Genomic DNA, 13,254 nt, shown 5'->3' with positions numbered 1-13,254 from the left:
ACGCTTCGGCTTTCTTTTGAAAGACTGGGCGTCTAGCCGCGAATTTCCCATCTGCGAAAGAGACGAGCTTTGGTCTGGGGTGGGCTATGCCAGGGGCGGCAGATGCTTTTGCCGTGGATTTTCGGCCAAACGAAAATAATTTGAATTTCGATTTGCCCACAGACCTATCCCAAGCTTACGCTCGCTGCGCTTTCTGGCAGTTCCTCGTCAAAGCAACGTTGATAAAACTCGGCAACGGTCTGGCGTTCCAGTTCGTCACATTTGTTCAGGAAGGACAGGCGGAATGCATAGCCCACATCGCGGAAGATCTCGGCGTTTTGGGCCCAGTTGATTACTGTCCGCGGGCTCATCACAGTCGACAGGTCGCCGTTCATGAAAGCGGTCCGGGTCAGATCGGCGACGGTCACCATCTGGCTGACTTTTTTGCGGCCTTCTGCGGTGTTGTAATGCGGCGTTTTGGACAGAACGATCATCGTCTCGGCGTCGTGGCTCAGATAGTTCAGGGTCGAGACCAGCGACCAACGGTCCATCTGCGCCTGGTTGATCTGTTGCGTGCCGTGATACAGGCCGGTGGTGTCACCCAAACCCACGGTGTTCGCAGTGGCAAACAGACGGAAATTCGGGTTCGGCGTGATGATCTCGTTCTGGTCCAGCAGGGTCAGCTTGCCGTCATGTTCCAGCACGCGCTGGATCACGAACATCACGTCGGCGCGGCCCGCATCGTACTCGTCGAACACGATGGCGACGGGGTTGCGTAGGGCCCAGGGCAGGATGCCCTCGTGGAATTCTGTGACCTGTTTGCCGTCACGCAGTTTGATCGCGTCTTTACCGATCAGGTCGATCCGGCTGATGTGGCTGTCCAGGTTCACACGAACGGCGGGCCAGTTCAGGCGGGCGGCAACCTGTTCGATATGGGTCGATTTACCGGTGCCGTGATAGCCTTGAATCATAACCCGGCGGTTATGAGAAAAGCCTGCGAGAATGGCCAGCGTGGTTTCCGGATCAAACTTGTAGGTAGGGTCGATGGCCGGAACGCGATCGCTGCGTTCTGCAAAGCCTTTGACCGCCATATCGGTATCAATGCCGAATACGTCCCGAACCGAGATCTCTTCGGTGGGTTTTGCGTTGATATCAATCGATCCGTCAGCCATTCGCCTTGTCCTTATCCTTTGGCCCGTTTTGCCGGGTTTGAACCCGTGTGTGGTGCAACATATTGCCGGGAAGGGCAAGGGAAAGAGGCGCCGCGCGGAGGCTGAGAGGATGTTTCTTCGAAACTGGCCTTATTGGGATGAAAGCGCACAGATAGCTAAGGCGATCGAGGAGGGCGCTTGTAAGGAAGAATATTCTCAATCAAATACAAATATCGAAATATTTAATTTGGGTTAAAATTGAATCTTGTAGACTGCGCTTAAGGGAATAGTCCGATAGTCTTAATTTGTGAGGCGTAATTGAACGAGACTAGCAGCCGCGAAAGAGTGTCCATCCACCCGTCGCATGATGGCGCCCCCGTTCTGACCATTGCTGGCGCAAAGGGCGAATTTGATGGCTTTTGATGTCCTGCTGCATAGCGTAAACACAACTGGCCCGGGCGACTTGGTCGTTCAAAACACGACTCAGCCAGCGATTGTTGATGGTCAAACGATCTCATTCGACGGGGGTCTTACGTTTCAGCCTTATACCTATCTTGGGCAAGGCACCAGGGTGAGCAACGGCGACTCCGGCGAATTTATTCAGGTCGGCACACAGATTTTCGCTTGGGACACAAACGACCCAACTGGACCAATGAGCACCGGCAATTGGATGATCACTCAGAGTGATCTCGATCCGTCGAACCCGCCTTGTTTTGTTGCCGGTACCTTAATCGAAACAACGGCAGGCCCGCGACCGGTCGAGGATTTGGCGGTGGGCGACAGGGTTTGCGTATCTGATGATCAAACCCTTCCTATTGTTTGGATCGGGAAACGAACAATCAGCGTTCAGACTTTGCGTTTCCAGCCAAGGTTTCGCCCAGTGAGAATTCAGCGCAACGCATTAGGCAAAGGTCTGCCCGACCGCGATCTGTACGTATCCCCGCAACACCGGATTGTGATTGAAGGCTGGCGGGCCGAGTTGCTATTTGGGGAACCGATGGTCTTCTCGGCCGCGATTCATCTGGTCAACGATGATACGATCCGTCAGATAGGAACGGATGAGCCCGTCACCTACTTTCACATTGCCTGCGAGCAGCATGCCATCCTGTCCTCGCATGGCCTGCAAAGTGAAAGCTTGTACGTCGGCGGTCGGACTTTGGATTCTTTCGGCCGCGAAGACGTTGAAGAACTGCGCACGCTTTTTCCAGAGCTTCGTGACAGCACGCAGGTTCTGAAAACCAAACTGCGTTGCTTGAAACGCCCCGAAGCGCAGGCGCTGCGGAGTATGTTTTCAGCATAGCAGAGCTTATTTAAAGTTCCGGCTGTCCTTGATCTGATCCCAGGCCCAGACGACCTCTTGCAGCTGTTCCTCTTGGGATCGGTCGCCGCCGTTCATGTCCGGGTGCAGTACCTTGATCAGCTTTTTATATGCCTTGCGCACCTCGGCCTTGGACCAGCTGTCCTGGGCCTCAAGAATTTCGATAGCACGACGTTCGGTGGGGGGCAGGCGGCGGCCGCCGGAATTGGCGCGGCCGGGGTTCTTGGTGGCGTTCTCGCCCAGAACCTGATGCGGGTCCTCGATGCCCAGTCGGGCCCAGGCGCGCGCCTCGGGGTCGCCCATCGGCTTGGTCTCACGCTCCCACACCTTGTCTTTTGAGCGTTGCGCGTTCAGCTCTGCCTCGGTGGTGCCGTCGAAGAAGTTCCACTTGTTGTTGTATTCGCGGACGTGTTGCTGGCAAAACCAGTAGAAGTCGTCCAATACATCCGGCGCCTTGGGCGCACGGAACTTACCGGCCTCCTCACAACCCTCGTGATCGCAGATACGCGTCGAGGTCTCTGACGCACCCGACATCCCCCGGCGACCGCGCGGGTTCTTTTTCTTTGCGCTGGAAACGGACATATCGAATCCGAAGGGGTCTGATTTCACCATGCTCTGATCCTCGACAAGGCATCTTTTCGACTCGGAGGCAGCAGTTTAGTCTAAGCAGCCGAAAGTAGAAGAGGGGGAGCGGTAAATTTTTTGCCGCTGAGCGAAAAAATGAGCGTGACCGACGAAATCCATAAGCGCCTAGATGCCGCGTTCAATCCGCGTGAGCTTGAGGTTATTGACGACAGTGAAAGCCATCGTGGCCATGCCGGGTATCAGGACGGAGGCGAAAGTCATTTCAACGTCCGCATCCGCGCCAGCGCGTTCGAGGGTCAGTCCCGCGTCGCCCGCCACCGCGCGGTGCACAAGGCACTAGGCGATATCGTGCCGCGCATTCATGCATTGGCGTTGGATATCGGAACCTAGCATCAGGTCGACCCAAGGCCGGATTTGCGCTAAGAAACGGATATTCAATCTTTTTTATAGCGATATCGGAGTCTGTTGATGGAGTCGAAGGAACTGAGCGCATTCAGCGCGTTCCCCGTGATTTTCTGGGCCAAGAACCTAAACGGCGTTTATATTTTCGGAAACGACACGATCAACACCTTTGCCGGGTGTGATGTAGTTGGCAAAAAAGATACCGATCTGCCCTGGGCCGATACGGCTGACGCGTTGGTAGCCCATGATGCCAAGGTCTATGCATCAGGAAAGCCGGGTTATATGCACGAGCTGGTGCATAAGTCCGCAAAAGGCGAGGCAACACTGAATGTCTGCAAATGGCCAGGTGAATTGGACGGTGTGCCCTGCACCTTGGGCATTTCCTTTGTGATCGAAGAATAGAGCCGCCTTAGGACTTGTCCGAGTGGCGAAATTCGACCTGAGGGTCTTTTAGCGTCAGCGGCGGTTCCTTGACCTCTTCGGCGATTGGTTCCGGCGCTTTTACCGTGTCCGGTCCAGGAACCGGTTTGGCTGTTGGCGCGTCTACAGGTTCAGGGTCAGGCGCTTCGGCCGTCACAATCGCGCGGCGAAAGACCAGAACATTGCGCCAATTCACGGTCGAACCGGTCAGGCCAGCGCGTTCTTCGCTGGGCAGCAATTCGGCGCGCTGATATTCCCAACCGTCTTGCCCCATCTCGTTCAGCACCTGTTCCACGGATGCTGCGAACCGGCCTTCGGCGGTTTTGACACCCTTGGCCTTGGTGCCTTTTTGCGGGGCTGGGACAACTTTGTATTCGTAGCGCTGCATCGGATTTTCCTGGTTGCCGGGTTCCGGCAATCTAACATGTTGGTGATTTTGGGAAAGTCATCATCGCACGGACGTAGCGGAAAGAAAAACGGCAGGGCTTTATGCAAACCCCGCCGCGACTATTCGATATTTGGAACGCTTTACGATCCCAGCTTTCTGCTAACCAGCTCGTTCACCGCCTTAGGGTTGGCTTTGCCGCCAGTGGCTTTCATCACCTGACCGACGAACCAACCTGCCAGTTTCGGGTTCACCTTGGCCTTTTCAACCTGTGCCGGGTTGGCGGCGATGATCTCATCCAGTGCGGATTCAATCGCGCCGGTGTCGGTCACCTGTTTCATGCCGCGCTCTTCCACGATCTGCGCCGGATCGCCGCCTTCGGTATAGACGATCTCGAACAGGTCCTTGGCGATCTTGCCCGAGATCGCGTCCGAGGCGATCAGGTCGATAATCCCACCCAGCTGCGCCGGAGACACGGGCGATTCCGTAATGTCGTGGTCTTCCTTCTTCAGACGACCAAACAATTCGTTGATGACCCAGTTCGCGGCCAGCTTGCCATTGCGTCCGCCAGCGACCTCTTCGAAATAGGCGGCCGATTCCACTTCGGCGGTCAGCACGGACGCGTCATAGTCCGTCAGGCCGAATTCGCTGATGAAGCGCGCTTTCTTGTCGTCGGGCAATTCCGGCAGCTTGGCGGCAATGTCATCTACCCATGCCTGCTCGATTTCCAGCGGCAGCAGGTCGGGGTCGGGGAAGTAACGATAATCGTGCGCCTCTTCCTTGGACCGCATCGAGCGTGTCTCGCCCTTGTCCGGGTCATACAGGCGGGTTTCCTGATCGACTTTGCCGCCAGCTTCGACAATGGCAATTTGACGGCGGGCCTCAACCTCGATCGCTTGCTGGATGAAACGCATTGAGTTCATGTTTTTGATCTCGCAGCGTGTGCCCAGATGAGAGAAGTCCTGCGTTTCCTGATACTTCTCATACGCGCCGGGCAAGCAGATCGAGACGTTCACGTCCGCCCGCAGGTTGCCGTTCTGCATGTTGCCGTCGCAGGTGCCCAGATAGCGCATGATCTGACGCAGCTTGGCGATGTACGCTGCGGCTTCTTCAGGGCCTCGGATATCGGGGCGGCTGACAATCTCCATCAGGCAAACGCCTGTGCGGTTCAGGTCCACGAAGGACATATGCGGGTCCATGTCGTGGATCGATTTGCCCGCGTCTTGCTCCATATGGATGCGTTCGATGCGGACCATGCGCGCGGTGCCGTCACCCATTTCAACCAGCACTTCACCTTCACCCACGATGGGGTGGTATAGCTGGGAAATCTGATAGCCCTGCGGCAGGTCAGGGTAGAAATAGTTCTTGCGGTCAAAGGCAGATTTCAGGTTGATATCCGCCTTCAGGCCAAGCCCGGTGCGAACCGCCTGTTCAACGCAGTATTCATTGATCACCGGCAGCATCCCCGGCATCGCCGCGTCCACGAAAGCCACATTGGCGTTCGGTTCGGCCCCGAATTGGGTCGACGCGCCCGAGAACAGCTTGGCATTGGACGAGACCTGCGCATGCACCTCCATCCCGATCACCAGTTCCCAATCGTGCTTGGCCCCGGCAATGGTTTTGGGTTTGGGCATTTCGTATGTCAGGTCGAGCATGGCGCGCCTCATTTCCGCAGAAGTCTAAACCTGCGTATTAGGCCCGGCAGGGGCGAGGGGCAAGGGGGAATCAGTGCTCAGACAGGCGCAGGCCCGACGGTGTAAAGGTTACGTCCATGCCGCTACGCAATTCCTCGCGGAACAGATTGCGGATGGCACGTAAAGCATCGCGCTTGCCACGGGCTGCAAACCGTTCGGCTGAATTGATACGGACCGAGTTGTTGAAACCGTTCGCGGCATGCGCCCAGATCAGCGGGTGCAGCTCAGTCATATGATCGCGGATCAGCCCATTCGCGGCTTGGTGGATTTGCGAGCGCACAAGATCGGCCTTTTCGTTCAGACCCTGACCGTTCAGAATCGTGATGGCGCAATAGGCCGACAGCATGTTGACGGTCTGTTGATCGGGACGGCGATGCAGAATGTCGTGCAACCCTTCCAAGAAGTATTCTAGATCCAGCCGGGCGCAAGCTTCCTCATCCAACGCGATGGCGTCAAACTGGACCCACGTATAGCCGCCAGCCCCCCAGATATCGCCAGTCCGCGTTGCGTTGCGCAGCGCCTGAACCTCAAGCTTTTCATAGCTGCCGAACCAACGCGGCAGCAGATGCGTGCCCATCGCCCGCATGTGGCGCTGATTGTGCGGGTCCAATGAAATCAGGCGTTCATATTCTTCAGCCACGCGCAGGTTGGTTTTTCGCTGGCCCGCCAAAAGGGCACAGCCTGCTGCCGCAATAACAGGGCTGTCGGGCAACGCGGCGCGGCAGGTTGGTAAAAGGGCAGCGGCCCGATCAAAATGCGCCGCACAGCGCGACCGATGCAGCGGAGGCAGCGTCGCGTCCGTTGCAGTACCACGCCACGCCCAGGCCAGATCGATATGCGTTAAGGCGACCACCAGTGTGATCATCGGATCATCCGGATGCTCGCGCATTTCGTCTTCAAGCTCTGAGATGCCACCCAGCAAGTCGTATTCGCACAGCGCGCTGCCATCTGACAGGGCGTGCTCCACCGCCAAAACAACGTCGGACCGCGCGCCAAAGGCCAGCAAGTCCGCAATCGGTGTACCTTCGGGTGCGGTTTCGCGTTCTTTGTCCGCCGCGCCCATCTTTCTGGACAGTTCAACCCAGCGGTCCTGCCTGGCCAGGGTACGGCCTTCTTCAATGGTATTCCGGGCGACCAGGTCTTCGGCCCTGATGTCTGCTACTGGAATATTCAGTTGGCCTTTGTCCGGCAGTGCCGCTGCCACGGCGCAGTCGGACGCGCGCACGTTCTGCGTGGAATGAGGGGGTGACAAAGGAGAACGGGCCTGACGTGCCCTTAAAAACCGAAACATGGCAAAACTCGTAACCGAAACAAACTGGCAGCTTAGCTTGAAACTTTGAATGAAAATCGCCTCAAATTCAAGCTTTTTGGGGTGCGCTCGGTGACGGACAGGGGGAATGGGGGCTATTCCTGCTGATTGTTTCAGAAAACAGTGAAATGGTGTCGTTCAACCCGCAAACCGGCCTTCTGGAGGACGGTCTCAAAGGATTTGTGGGGTGGAGTGGCTTCATCCGGCAGCCGAATCCTCTTGTCCGAAGTCAGAACCAGCGTCGTGCGCACCGAAAAGTCCCAGCGGGTGTCGAGCCGGGCGTGGTCAATGTCGGCCAAAGCAACCTCGGCCTCACGATTACCGGTAAACCAACGTATCGCGTTGTCATCAATAGTCAGCCCCGCACGTGTGCCCTGAGCGATGTCCCAAAGGGCGGGCAAGGTGGGTAAACTTAGCAACCCGACCAGCCACCACGCCGCATTGAACAGGATCACCAACGCCATCAACCCTGCGTAAACGCAAATCAGGATCAGGACGGCGCGTGGTGTCCGGTTGTGGCGCGTGAAGGTAAACGGTGTCATGCGCCGAGGATGCGAGACACCATTTCAGTTGTATCCCGCGACAGATTCGGCGTGTCGGCAATGCGGGTTAACTGAGCCTTCATCAGTTCCTGACGGTCGGCGTTATACCGCTTCCAGGTCTGGAAGGCGGAACACATCCTTGCGGTGGTCTGCGGGTTAACCGGGTCCAGCCGGATGAGCCAGTCCGCCAGCACCTCATACCCGGCTCCGTCTGCACGATGGAACCCGGCGTGATTCATCGCCAGCGCCCCCATAACCGCCCGGAAGCGGTTCGGGTTTTTCCAATTGAAATCAGTATGCTCGGTCAGTGAACGTGCAGCGTCTGCAGCCGTTTCAGGTGCGGCCGTCGTCACTTGCAGGCCGAACCACTTATCGACCACGAGCCGGTCATGCTGCCATTGCGCGTAGAAATCCGCCAGTTCCGCCTGACCCGCACCTGCCTGCAACAGGCAGGACAGGGCGGTCAGTTGGCGTGTCATGTTGTCTGCCGCCGCATATTCCTCGGCTGCCTTGGCACCGCCATCCAGTCGCGAGGTCAAGTACAGCACCGCGCCGCCTAGCGCGCGCTTACCGGCCTGATCGGCATCGGGGCTGAACGGAGCGTCGATTAGTGTTTCGCCGTGCAGCCTTGGCAGCAGATCCTGCACATGCTGTGCCGTGGCCTGCCGCAGGGTTTCCACAGCGGTCCAGATCGCCATCGGATCGGGGGTTTCGCCGCTTTCGAACAGGGCCGCAGCCAGTTCGGATTGCGCCGGCAGGCCCAGCATCAAAGACCGATAAGCCGGGTCCAGATCACCATCGCGCAACAGGGTCAGCATACCATCCAGATAGTTGGTGCCCGGTGCAGCATCTTCGCGGATCATTCGCAACAGCGTGTCCTGCGCCAGCGACCGCCCGGCCTGCCAACGGTTGAACGGGTCCGTGTCGTGGGCCAGCAGGAACGCACGTTCGGCATTCGTATGGTCATGCTCCAGAATGACCGGAGCCGAGAAATCGCGCAGGATCGAAGCCACGGGTTTGGCCGCCAGCCCGGTGAAGGTAAAGCTTTGTTCGGCTTCGGTCAGTTCCAGCACCTTGGTGGCGCGCACCTCGTCCCCGTTTGGGCTCAGCAGGCCCACAGCGACCGGGATCACCTGCGGCAATTTTTCGGATTGGCCGGGCGTTGGCTCGGTACGTTGCGACAGAGTCAAGGTATAGGTGCTATCCTGCCAATCTTCGGCAACCGTGACACGCGGAGTGCCGGACTGGCTGTACCACCGTTTGAACTGTGTAAGATCGCGGCCCGTTGTATCCTCAAACACCTTGATCCAGTCTTCGATGGTGCAGGCCTGCCCGTCATGGCGATCAAAATAGAGGTCCAGCGCCTGCGCATAGGCATCTTCCCCCACCAGCCGCTTCAACATGCCGATAACTTCGGCGCCTTTTTCATAGACGGTCGAGGTGTAGAAGTTGTTGATTTCCTGAAAGCTTTCGGGGCGAACCGGATGTGAGAGCGGCCCATTATCTTCGGGGAACTGCCGCGCGCGCAGGTCGATGGCGTCGTGGATGCGTTTGACCGGGGCCGAGCGCATGTCGGATGTGAACTGCGCATCGCGGAACACGGTCAGGCCCTCTTTCAGGCACAGTTGAAACCAGTCACGGCAGGTGATTCGGTTGCCGGTCCAATTATGGAAGTACTCATGCGCGATGATCGCCTCGATCCGTTCGAAATTGACATCGGTCGAGGTTTCGGGGCTGGCCAGAACGGCAGAAGAGTTGAAGATGTTCAGCCCCTTGTTCTCCATCGCACCCATGTTGAAGTCATCAACGGCCACGATGTTGAAAACGTCCAGATCGTATTCACGGCCATAGACGTCCTCATCCCATTTCATCGACTTCTTCAGCGCCTCCATCCCAAAGGCGCATTTGCCTTCGTCGCCAGGGCGCACCCAGAGATTCAGCTCGACATCACGACCCGACATGGTGGTGAACTGACCGGGGTAGGTGATCAGGTCGCCTGCCACCAGCGCAAACAGATACGCGGGTTTTGGCCATGGGTCGGTCCATTCTGCCCAGCCGTCACCTTTGCCCGTTGGGTTGCCGTTGGACAGCAGCACCGGCAAGTCACCATTGATGCGCACAGTGAAGGTGGACATCACATCCGGGCGGTCGGGGTAATAGGTGATCTTGCGGAAGCCTTCGGCCTCGCACTGGGTGCAATACATGCCGTTCGACATGTATAGCCCCTCAAGCGCGGTGTTATTGCCGGGGTCGATCTCGACGACGGCCTCCCAGATAAACGGCGATTCGGGGGCGTCAACGGTCAGGCCCTTGTCAGTGACCTCGGGCTTGACTTCGAACCCGTCGATGGTCGCACGGATCAGGGTCAAGTCTTCTCCATGCAGAAAAAAAGTTCGATCCGTGGCTTGGGGGTTGGGGCGGAACGCAATACGAGAGGTGACGCGGGTTGCGTGATCGGCCAGATCAAAAGTCAGGTGCACGCTGTCCACCAGATAGCCGAAGAGTGTGTAATCTTTCAGGTAAATCGTGGTGGGGGCAGCGTCACGCATCGGGGGCCTCATATCGGTTGAGCTTGGGCGTGACGTTATGGGGATCACCTGCCAGCTGCAAGCTGATGCTGGGCATTTGAAAGGGGGCTGGCAGATAGATTTGGTAATATATTTTGACCGAAAATCGGAAAGAACTGTTGCCTATCGGAAACTTTCGCTCTAATTGACGCCGGCATACCAACGTACACAATGCGGGAGAATTGACTAATGAGCGGCAGAGAAACCCGGAAAGGGCTGCAGATTGCCTGGGAATTGGTAGACTTCATCGACAATCAGGCTTTGCCTGGAACAGGTGTTGCGCCCGAGGCATTCTGGTCCGGTTTCGCCCGCTTGGTTGATGAGCTTGGTCCGAAGAACCGAGCGCTGCTGGCAAAGCGGTCGGATATTCAAAGCCGTGTCGATGGCTGGCACCTTAACCGCAAGGGGCAAGCTCATGATGCCGCCGCATATGAGTCATTTCTGCGTGAAATCGGGTATCTGGTAGACGAAGGACCCGAATTCCAGATTGAAACCGCAAATGTCGATCCCGAGATCGCAGTGACACCAGGGCCGCAGCTGGTTGTACCGATCACCAATGCTCGTTTTGCCCTGAACGCGGCCAACGCACGCTGGGGCAGCCTGTATGATGCCCTTTATGGCACTGACGCAATGGGCGATCTGCCGGCTGGCAAAGGTTACGATGCAGCACGTGGAGCGCGGGTAATTGCTTGGGCCAAGGGCTTTCTGGATGATGCTGCACCTCTGGCCAGTGGTTCGTGGGCGGACGTATCCGAACTGCGCGTCGAAAACGGTGCGCTGGTGCCTGCGCTGGCCGACGCATCGCGTTTTGTTGGCTTTGGTGGTGCGGCTGAAAAGCCCGAATTCGTTCTGCTGAAGAATAATGGCCTGCACGTCAAAGTCGTGATCGACGCGTCCAGCACTATCGGTGCCGCCGATCCGGCAGGCATCGCGGACGTCGTTGTCGAAGCGGCCTTGTCGACGATCATGGATTGCGAAGACTCGGTCGCGTGCGTCGATGCCGAGGACAAAGTTGTGGCTTACGGCAATTGGCTGGGCCTGATGAAAGGCGACCTGACCGAAGAGGTCTCGAAAGGCGGCAAAACCTTCACTCGCAAACTGGCAGATGACTTGGTTTACACAACCGCAAATGGTGAACAGGGCACGCTGAAAGGCCGCTCGCTGATGCTGGTGCGCAACGTGGGTCACCTGATGACCAACCCCGCCGTTCTGGATGCTGATGGCAATGAGATCGGTGAGGGCCTGATGGACGCGCTCTGCACCACGCTCATCGCCATGCACGACATGCAGCGCGAGGGCGGAAACTCGGTTACCGGGTCGGTTTATGTCGTAAAGCCCAAGATGCACGGTCCGGAAGAAGTTGCATTCTCAGTTGAGATTTTCGACATGGTCGAAGGCATCCTTGGCCTGCCGCGCAACACAGTAAAGCTGGGTATCATGGATGAGGAACGCCGCACCTCGGCCAACCTCAAGGAATGCATCCGCGCAGCGAAATCGCGTGTGGCCTTTATCAATACCGGTTTTCTTGACCGGACTGGTGATGAGATTCACACCTCGATGGAGGCGGGTCCGATGCTGCCCAAGGGCGACATCAAAAATACTCCCTGGATTACATCTTATGAAGACCGCAATGTTGATATCGGTCTGGCCTGCGGCCTGAAGGGCAAAGCCCAGATTGGTAAAGGTATGTGGGCGATTCCTGACCGGATGGGTGAGATGCTTGAGGCCAAGATTGGCCATCCCCAAGCTGGTGCGACCTGCGCCTGGGTGCCTTCGCCGACGGCTGCAACCCTGCACGCAACGCACTATCACAAGATCGACGTTCTGGCCCGTCAGGACGAACTGGCAGCTGGCGGTGCCCGCGGCACTCTGCAGGATCTGCTGACCATGCCGCTGCTGGGCGGCCGCAACCTTAGCGCCGAAGAGATCACGCGTGAGATCGAAAACAACGCGCAAGGCATTCTGGGATATGTCGTGCGCTGGGTCGATCAGGGTGTAGGTTGTTCGAAAGTACCGGACATCAACGACGTCGGTCTGATGGAGGATCGGGCAACTTGCCGGATCTCGTCGCAGGCTCTGGCCAATTGGCTGCATCACGGCGTTGTCAGCGAAGAACAATTGACGGCTGCAATGCAGAAAATGGCCGCTGTGGTGGATCGCCAGAACGAAAACGATCCTTCATACACGCCGATGGCACCGGGATTCGACGGTGTTGCATATCAGGCGGCCTGTGATCTGGTGTTCAAGGGACGTGTTCAACCTTCGGGGTACACCGAGCCGGTTTTGCACGCGCGCCGTCTTGAGCTAAAAGCCAGCCTTTAATCCTATAAGAACGTTAGGACAGAATATGACCGTTTCTCTGCGCAAAGCCCGCACGATTATTCGTAAAACACTTGAAAAAGGCCGTGAGATGGAGCTGAAGCCGCTCTCTGTTGTGGTATTGGATGCGGGTGGGCACGTCATCGCCTTCGAGCGTGAAGATGGCGCAGCCCCTGGTCGTTTCGCAATAGCGCAAGGCAAGGCCTATGGTTCGGTCATGCTAGGTTTGGCAGGTACTGCGCAAATGCAGCGCGCCGAAGCTCAGGCCTATTTCATGGCTGCGGTGAATGGCGTTTATGGTGGCCAGGTCGTGCCAGTTCCGGGCGGTATCCTGCTGCGCGACCGCAAAGGTGCGGTAATCGGTGCTGTTGGGGTTACCGGCGACACATCGGACAATGATGCCGTCGCGGGTATGACCGGGATCGAGGCCGCCGGCCTGACAGGCGAAGCCTAATTTCAGCCAACTTACAGTTCTGGTATTTGCGGGCGTTTGGGAAAAATTCCCGCAAAACACAAAAGAACCGAAATTGTGTTCCCGTTTTTACGCCTAACTCGGAACACTTTGTGCGTGGCTGAACACGTC

General features: G+C 57.3%; 12 protein-coding genes. 5 read left to right on the top strand and 7 right to left on the bottom strand.

What is annotated here, in order from left to right; translation table 11 throughout:
• Positions 1-164 precede the first annotated feature (164 nt).
• Positions 165-1,151 carry a cobaltochelatase subunit CobS gene (gene cobS / locus ACR0DT_RS07255; protein ID WP_480710065.1) on the bottom strand — a complete coding sequence of 329 codons (987 nt, stop codon included), beginning with the start codon at positions 1,149-1,151 and terminating at the stop codon, positions 165-167.
• A gap of 391 nt (positions 1,152-1,542) precedes the next feature.
• Between cobS and ACR0DT_RS07250 the strand changes: the two genes are divergently transcribed.
• The gene (locus ACR0DT_RS07250) at positions 1,543-2,430 is read left to right on the top strand and encodes a Hint domain-containing protein (protein ID WP_480710064.1); all 888 of its coding nucleotides are present in this window, start codon (positions 1,543-1,545) and stop codon (positions 2,428-2,430) included.
• A gap of 6 nt (positions 2,431-2,436) precedes the next feature.
• On the opposite strand, the gene ACR0DT_RS07245 is transcribed toward ACR0DT_RS07250, so the two are convergent.
• Positions 2,437-3,060: a J domain-containing protein gene (locus ACR0DT_RS07245; RefSeq protein ID WP_170348074.1), complete on the bottom strand. Its 624-nt coding sequence runs from the start codon at positions 3,058-3,060 to the stop codon at positions 2,437-2,439.
• 108 nt (positions 3,061-3,168) lie between these two features.
• Here ACR0DT_RS07245 and ACR0DT_RS07240 point away from each other — a divergent pair, with 108 nt between their 5' ends.
• Both ACR0DT_RS07240 and ACR0DT_RS07235 read left to right on the top strand, forming a co-directional pair.
• Entirely contained in the window at positions 3,169-3,423 is a 255-nt protein-coding gene (locus tag ACR0DT_RS07240; protein WP_480710063.1) for a BolA family protein, read from the top strand.
• 78 nt (positions 3,424-3,501) lie between these two features.
• Positions 3,502-3,837 (top strand): hypothetical protein, encoded by a 336-nt coding sequence (locus ACR0DT_RS07235; protein WP_480710062.1) that lies wholly within the window; start codon positions 3,502-3,504, stop codon positions 3,835-3,837.
• A 7-nt stretch (positions 3,838-3,844) separates the two neighbouring features.
• Here ACR0DT_RS07235 and ACR0DT_RS07230 read toward each other — a convergent pair whose 3' ends face one another.
• From ACR0DT_RS07230 to pepN, 5 genes are all read right to left on the bottom strand, one after another.
• A complete protein-coding gene (locus tag ACR0DT_RS07230; RefSeq protein WP_480710061.1) occupies positions 3,845-4,243 on the bottom strand; it encodes a DUF4177 domain-containing protein in 399 nt (132 codons plus the stop codon).
• Between the two features lie 140 nt (positions 4,244-4,383).
• On the bottom strand, positions 4,384-5,895 hold the full coding sequence (gatB, locus tag ACR0DT_RS07225; RefSeq protein WP_480710060.1) for an Asp-tRNA(Asn)/Glu-tRNA(Gln) amidotransferase subunit GatB: 1,512 nt from the start codon (positions 5,893-5,895) through the stop codon (positions 4,384-4,386).
• Positions 5,896-5,965: 70 nt separating this feature from the next.
• Entirely contained in the window at positions 5,966-7,225 is a 1,260-nt protein-coding gene (locus ACR0DT_RS07220; protein ID WP_480710059.1) for a hypothetical protein, read from the bottom strand.
• 131 nt (positions 7,226-7,356) lie between these two features.
• On the bottom strand, positions 7,357-7,785 hold the full coding sequence (locus tag ACR0DT_RS07215; RefSeq protein ID WP_480710058.1) for a hypothetical protein: 429 nt from the start codon (positions 7,783-7,785) through the stop codon (positions 7,357-7,359).
• The gene (pepN, locus tag ACR0DT_RS07210) at positions 7,782-10,334 is read right to left on the bottom strand and encodes an aminopeptidase N (RefSeq protein ID WP_480710057.1); all 2,553 of its coding nucleotides are present in this window, start codon (positions 10,332-10,334) and stop codon (positions 7,782-7,784) included. Before pepN ends, ACR0DT_RS07215 begins: the two co-directional genes overlap by 4 nt.
• A 207-nt stretch (positions 10,335-10,541) precedes the next feature.
• Here pepN and ACR0DT_RS07205 point away from each other — a divergent pair, with 207 nt between their 5' ends.
• On the top strand, positions 10,542-12,674 hold the full coding sequence (locus ACR0DT_RS07205) for a malate synthase G (protein WP_480710056.1): 2,133 nt from the start codon (positions 10,542-10,544) through the stop codon (positions 12,672-12,674).
• Positions 12,675-12,699: 25 nt separating this feature from the next.
• Positions 12,700-13,125 (top strand): GlcG/HbpS family heme-binding protein, encoded by a 426-nt coding sequence (locus ACR0DT_RS07200; RefSeq protein WP_480710055.1) that lies wholly within the window; start codon positions 12,700-12,702, stop codon positions 13,123-13,125.
• Positions 13,126-13,254 lie beyond the last annotated feature (129 nt).

It is taken from the genome of Ruegeria sp. BI11 (assembly GCF_056538005.1).
The sequence above is the reverse complement of the archived record's forward strand: the minus strand, read 5'-3'. Positions and strand labels throughout refer to the sequence as shown.

Coding starts and splice junctions, on each gene's coding strand:
- ACR0DT_RS07235 (WP_480710062.1), top strand. CDS start 3,502: ATGGAGTCGAAGGAACTGAGCGCATTCAGCGCGTTCCCCGTGATTTTC.
- ACR0DT_RS07245 (WP_170348074.1), bottom strand. CDS start 3,060: ATGGTGAAATCAGACCCCTTCGGATTCGATATGTCCGTTTCCAGCGCA.
- ACR0DT_RS07250 (WP_480710064.1), top strand. CDS start 1,543: ATGGCTTTTGATGTCCTGCTGCATAGCGTAAACACAACTGGCCCGGGC.
- ACR0DT_RS07230 (WP_480710061.1), bottom strand. CDS start 4,243: ATGCAGCGCTACGAATACAAAGTTGTCCCAGCCCCGCAAAAAGGCACC.
- cobS (WP_480710065.1), bottom strand. CDS start 1,151: ATGGCTGACGGATCGATTGATATCAACGCAAAACCCACCGAAGAGATC.
- ACR0DT_RS07215 (WP_480710058.1), bottom strand. CDS start 7,785: ATGACACCGTTTACCTTCACGCGCCACAACCGGACACCACGCGCCGTC.
- gatB (WP_480710060.1), bottom strand. CDS start 5,895: ATGCTCGACCTGACATACGAAATGCCCAAACCCAAAACCATTGCCGGG.
- ACR0DT_RS07200 (WP_480710055.1), top strand. CDS start 12,700: ATGACCGTTTCTCTGCGCAAAGCCCGCACGATTATTCGTAAAACACTT.
- ACR0DT_RS07205 (WP_480710056.1), top strand. CDS start 10,542: ATGAGCGGCAGAGAAACCCGGAAAGGGCTGCAGATTGCCTGGGAATTG.
- ACR0DT_RS07240 (WP_480710063.1), top strand. CDS start 3,169: ATGAGCGTGACCGACGAAATCCATAAGCGCCTAGATGCCGCGTTCAAT.
- pepN (WP_480710057.1), bottom strand. CDS start 10,334: ATGCGTGACGCTGCCCCCACCACGATTTACCTGAAAGATTACACACTC.
- ACR0DT_RS07220 (WP_480710059.1), bottom strand. CDS start 7,225: ATGTTTCGGTTTTTAAGGGCACGTCAGGCCCGTTCTCCTTTGTCACCC.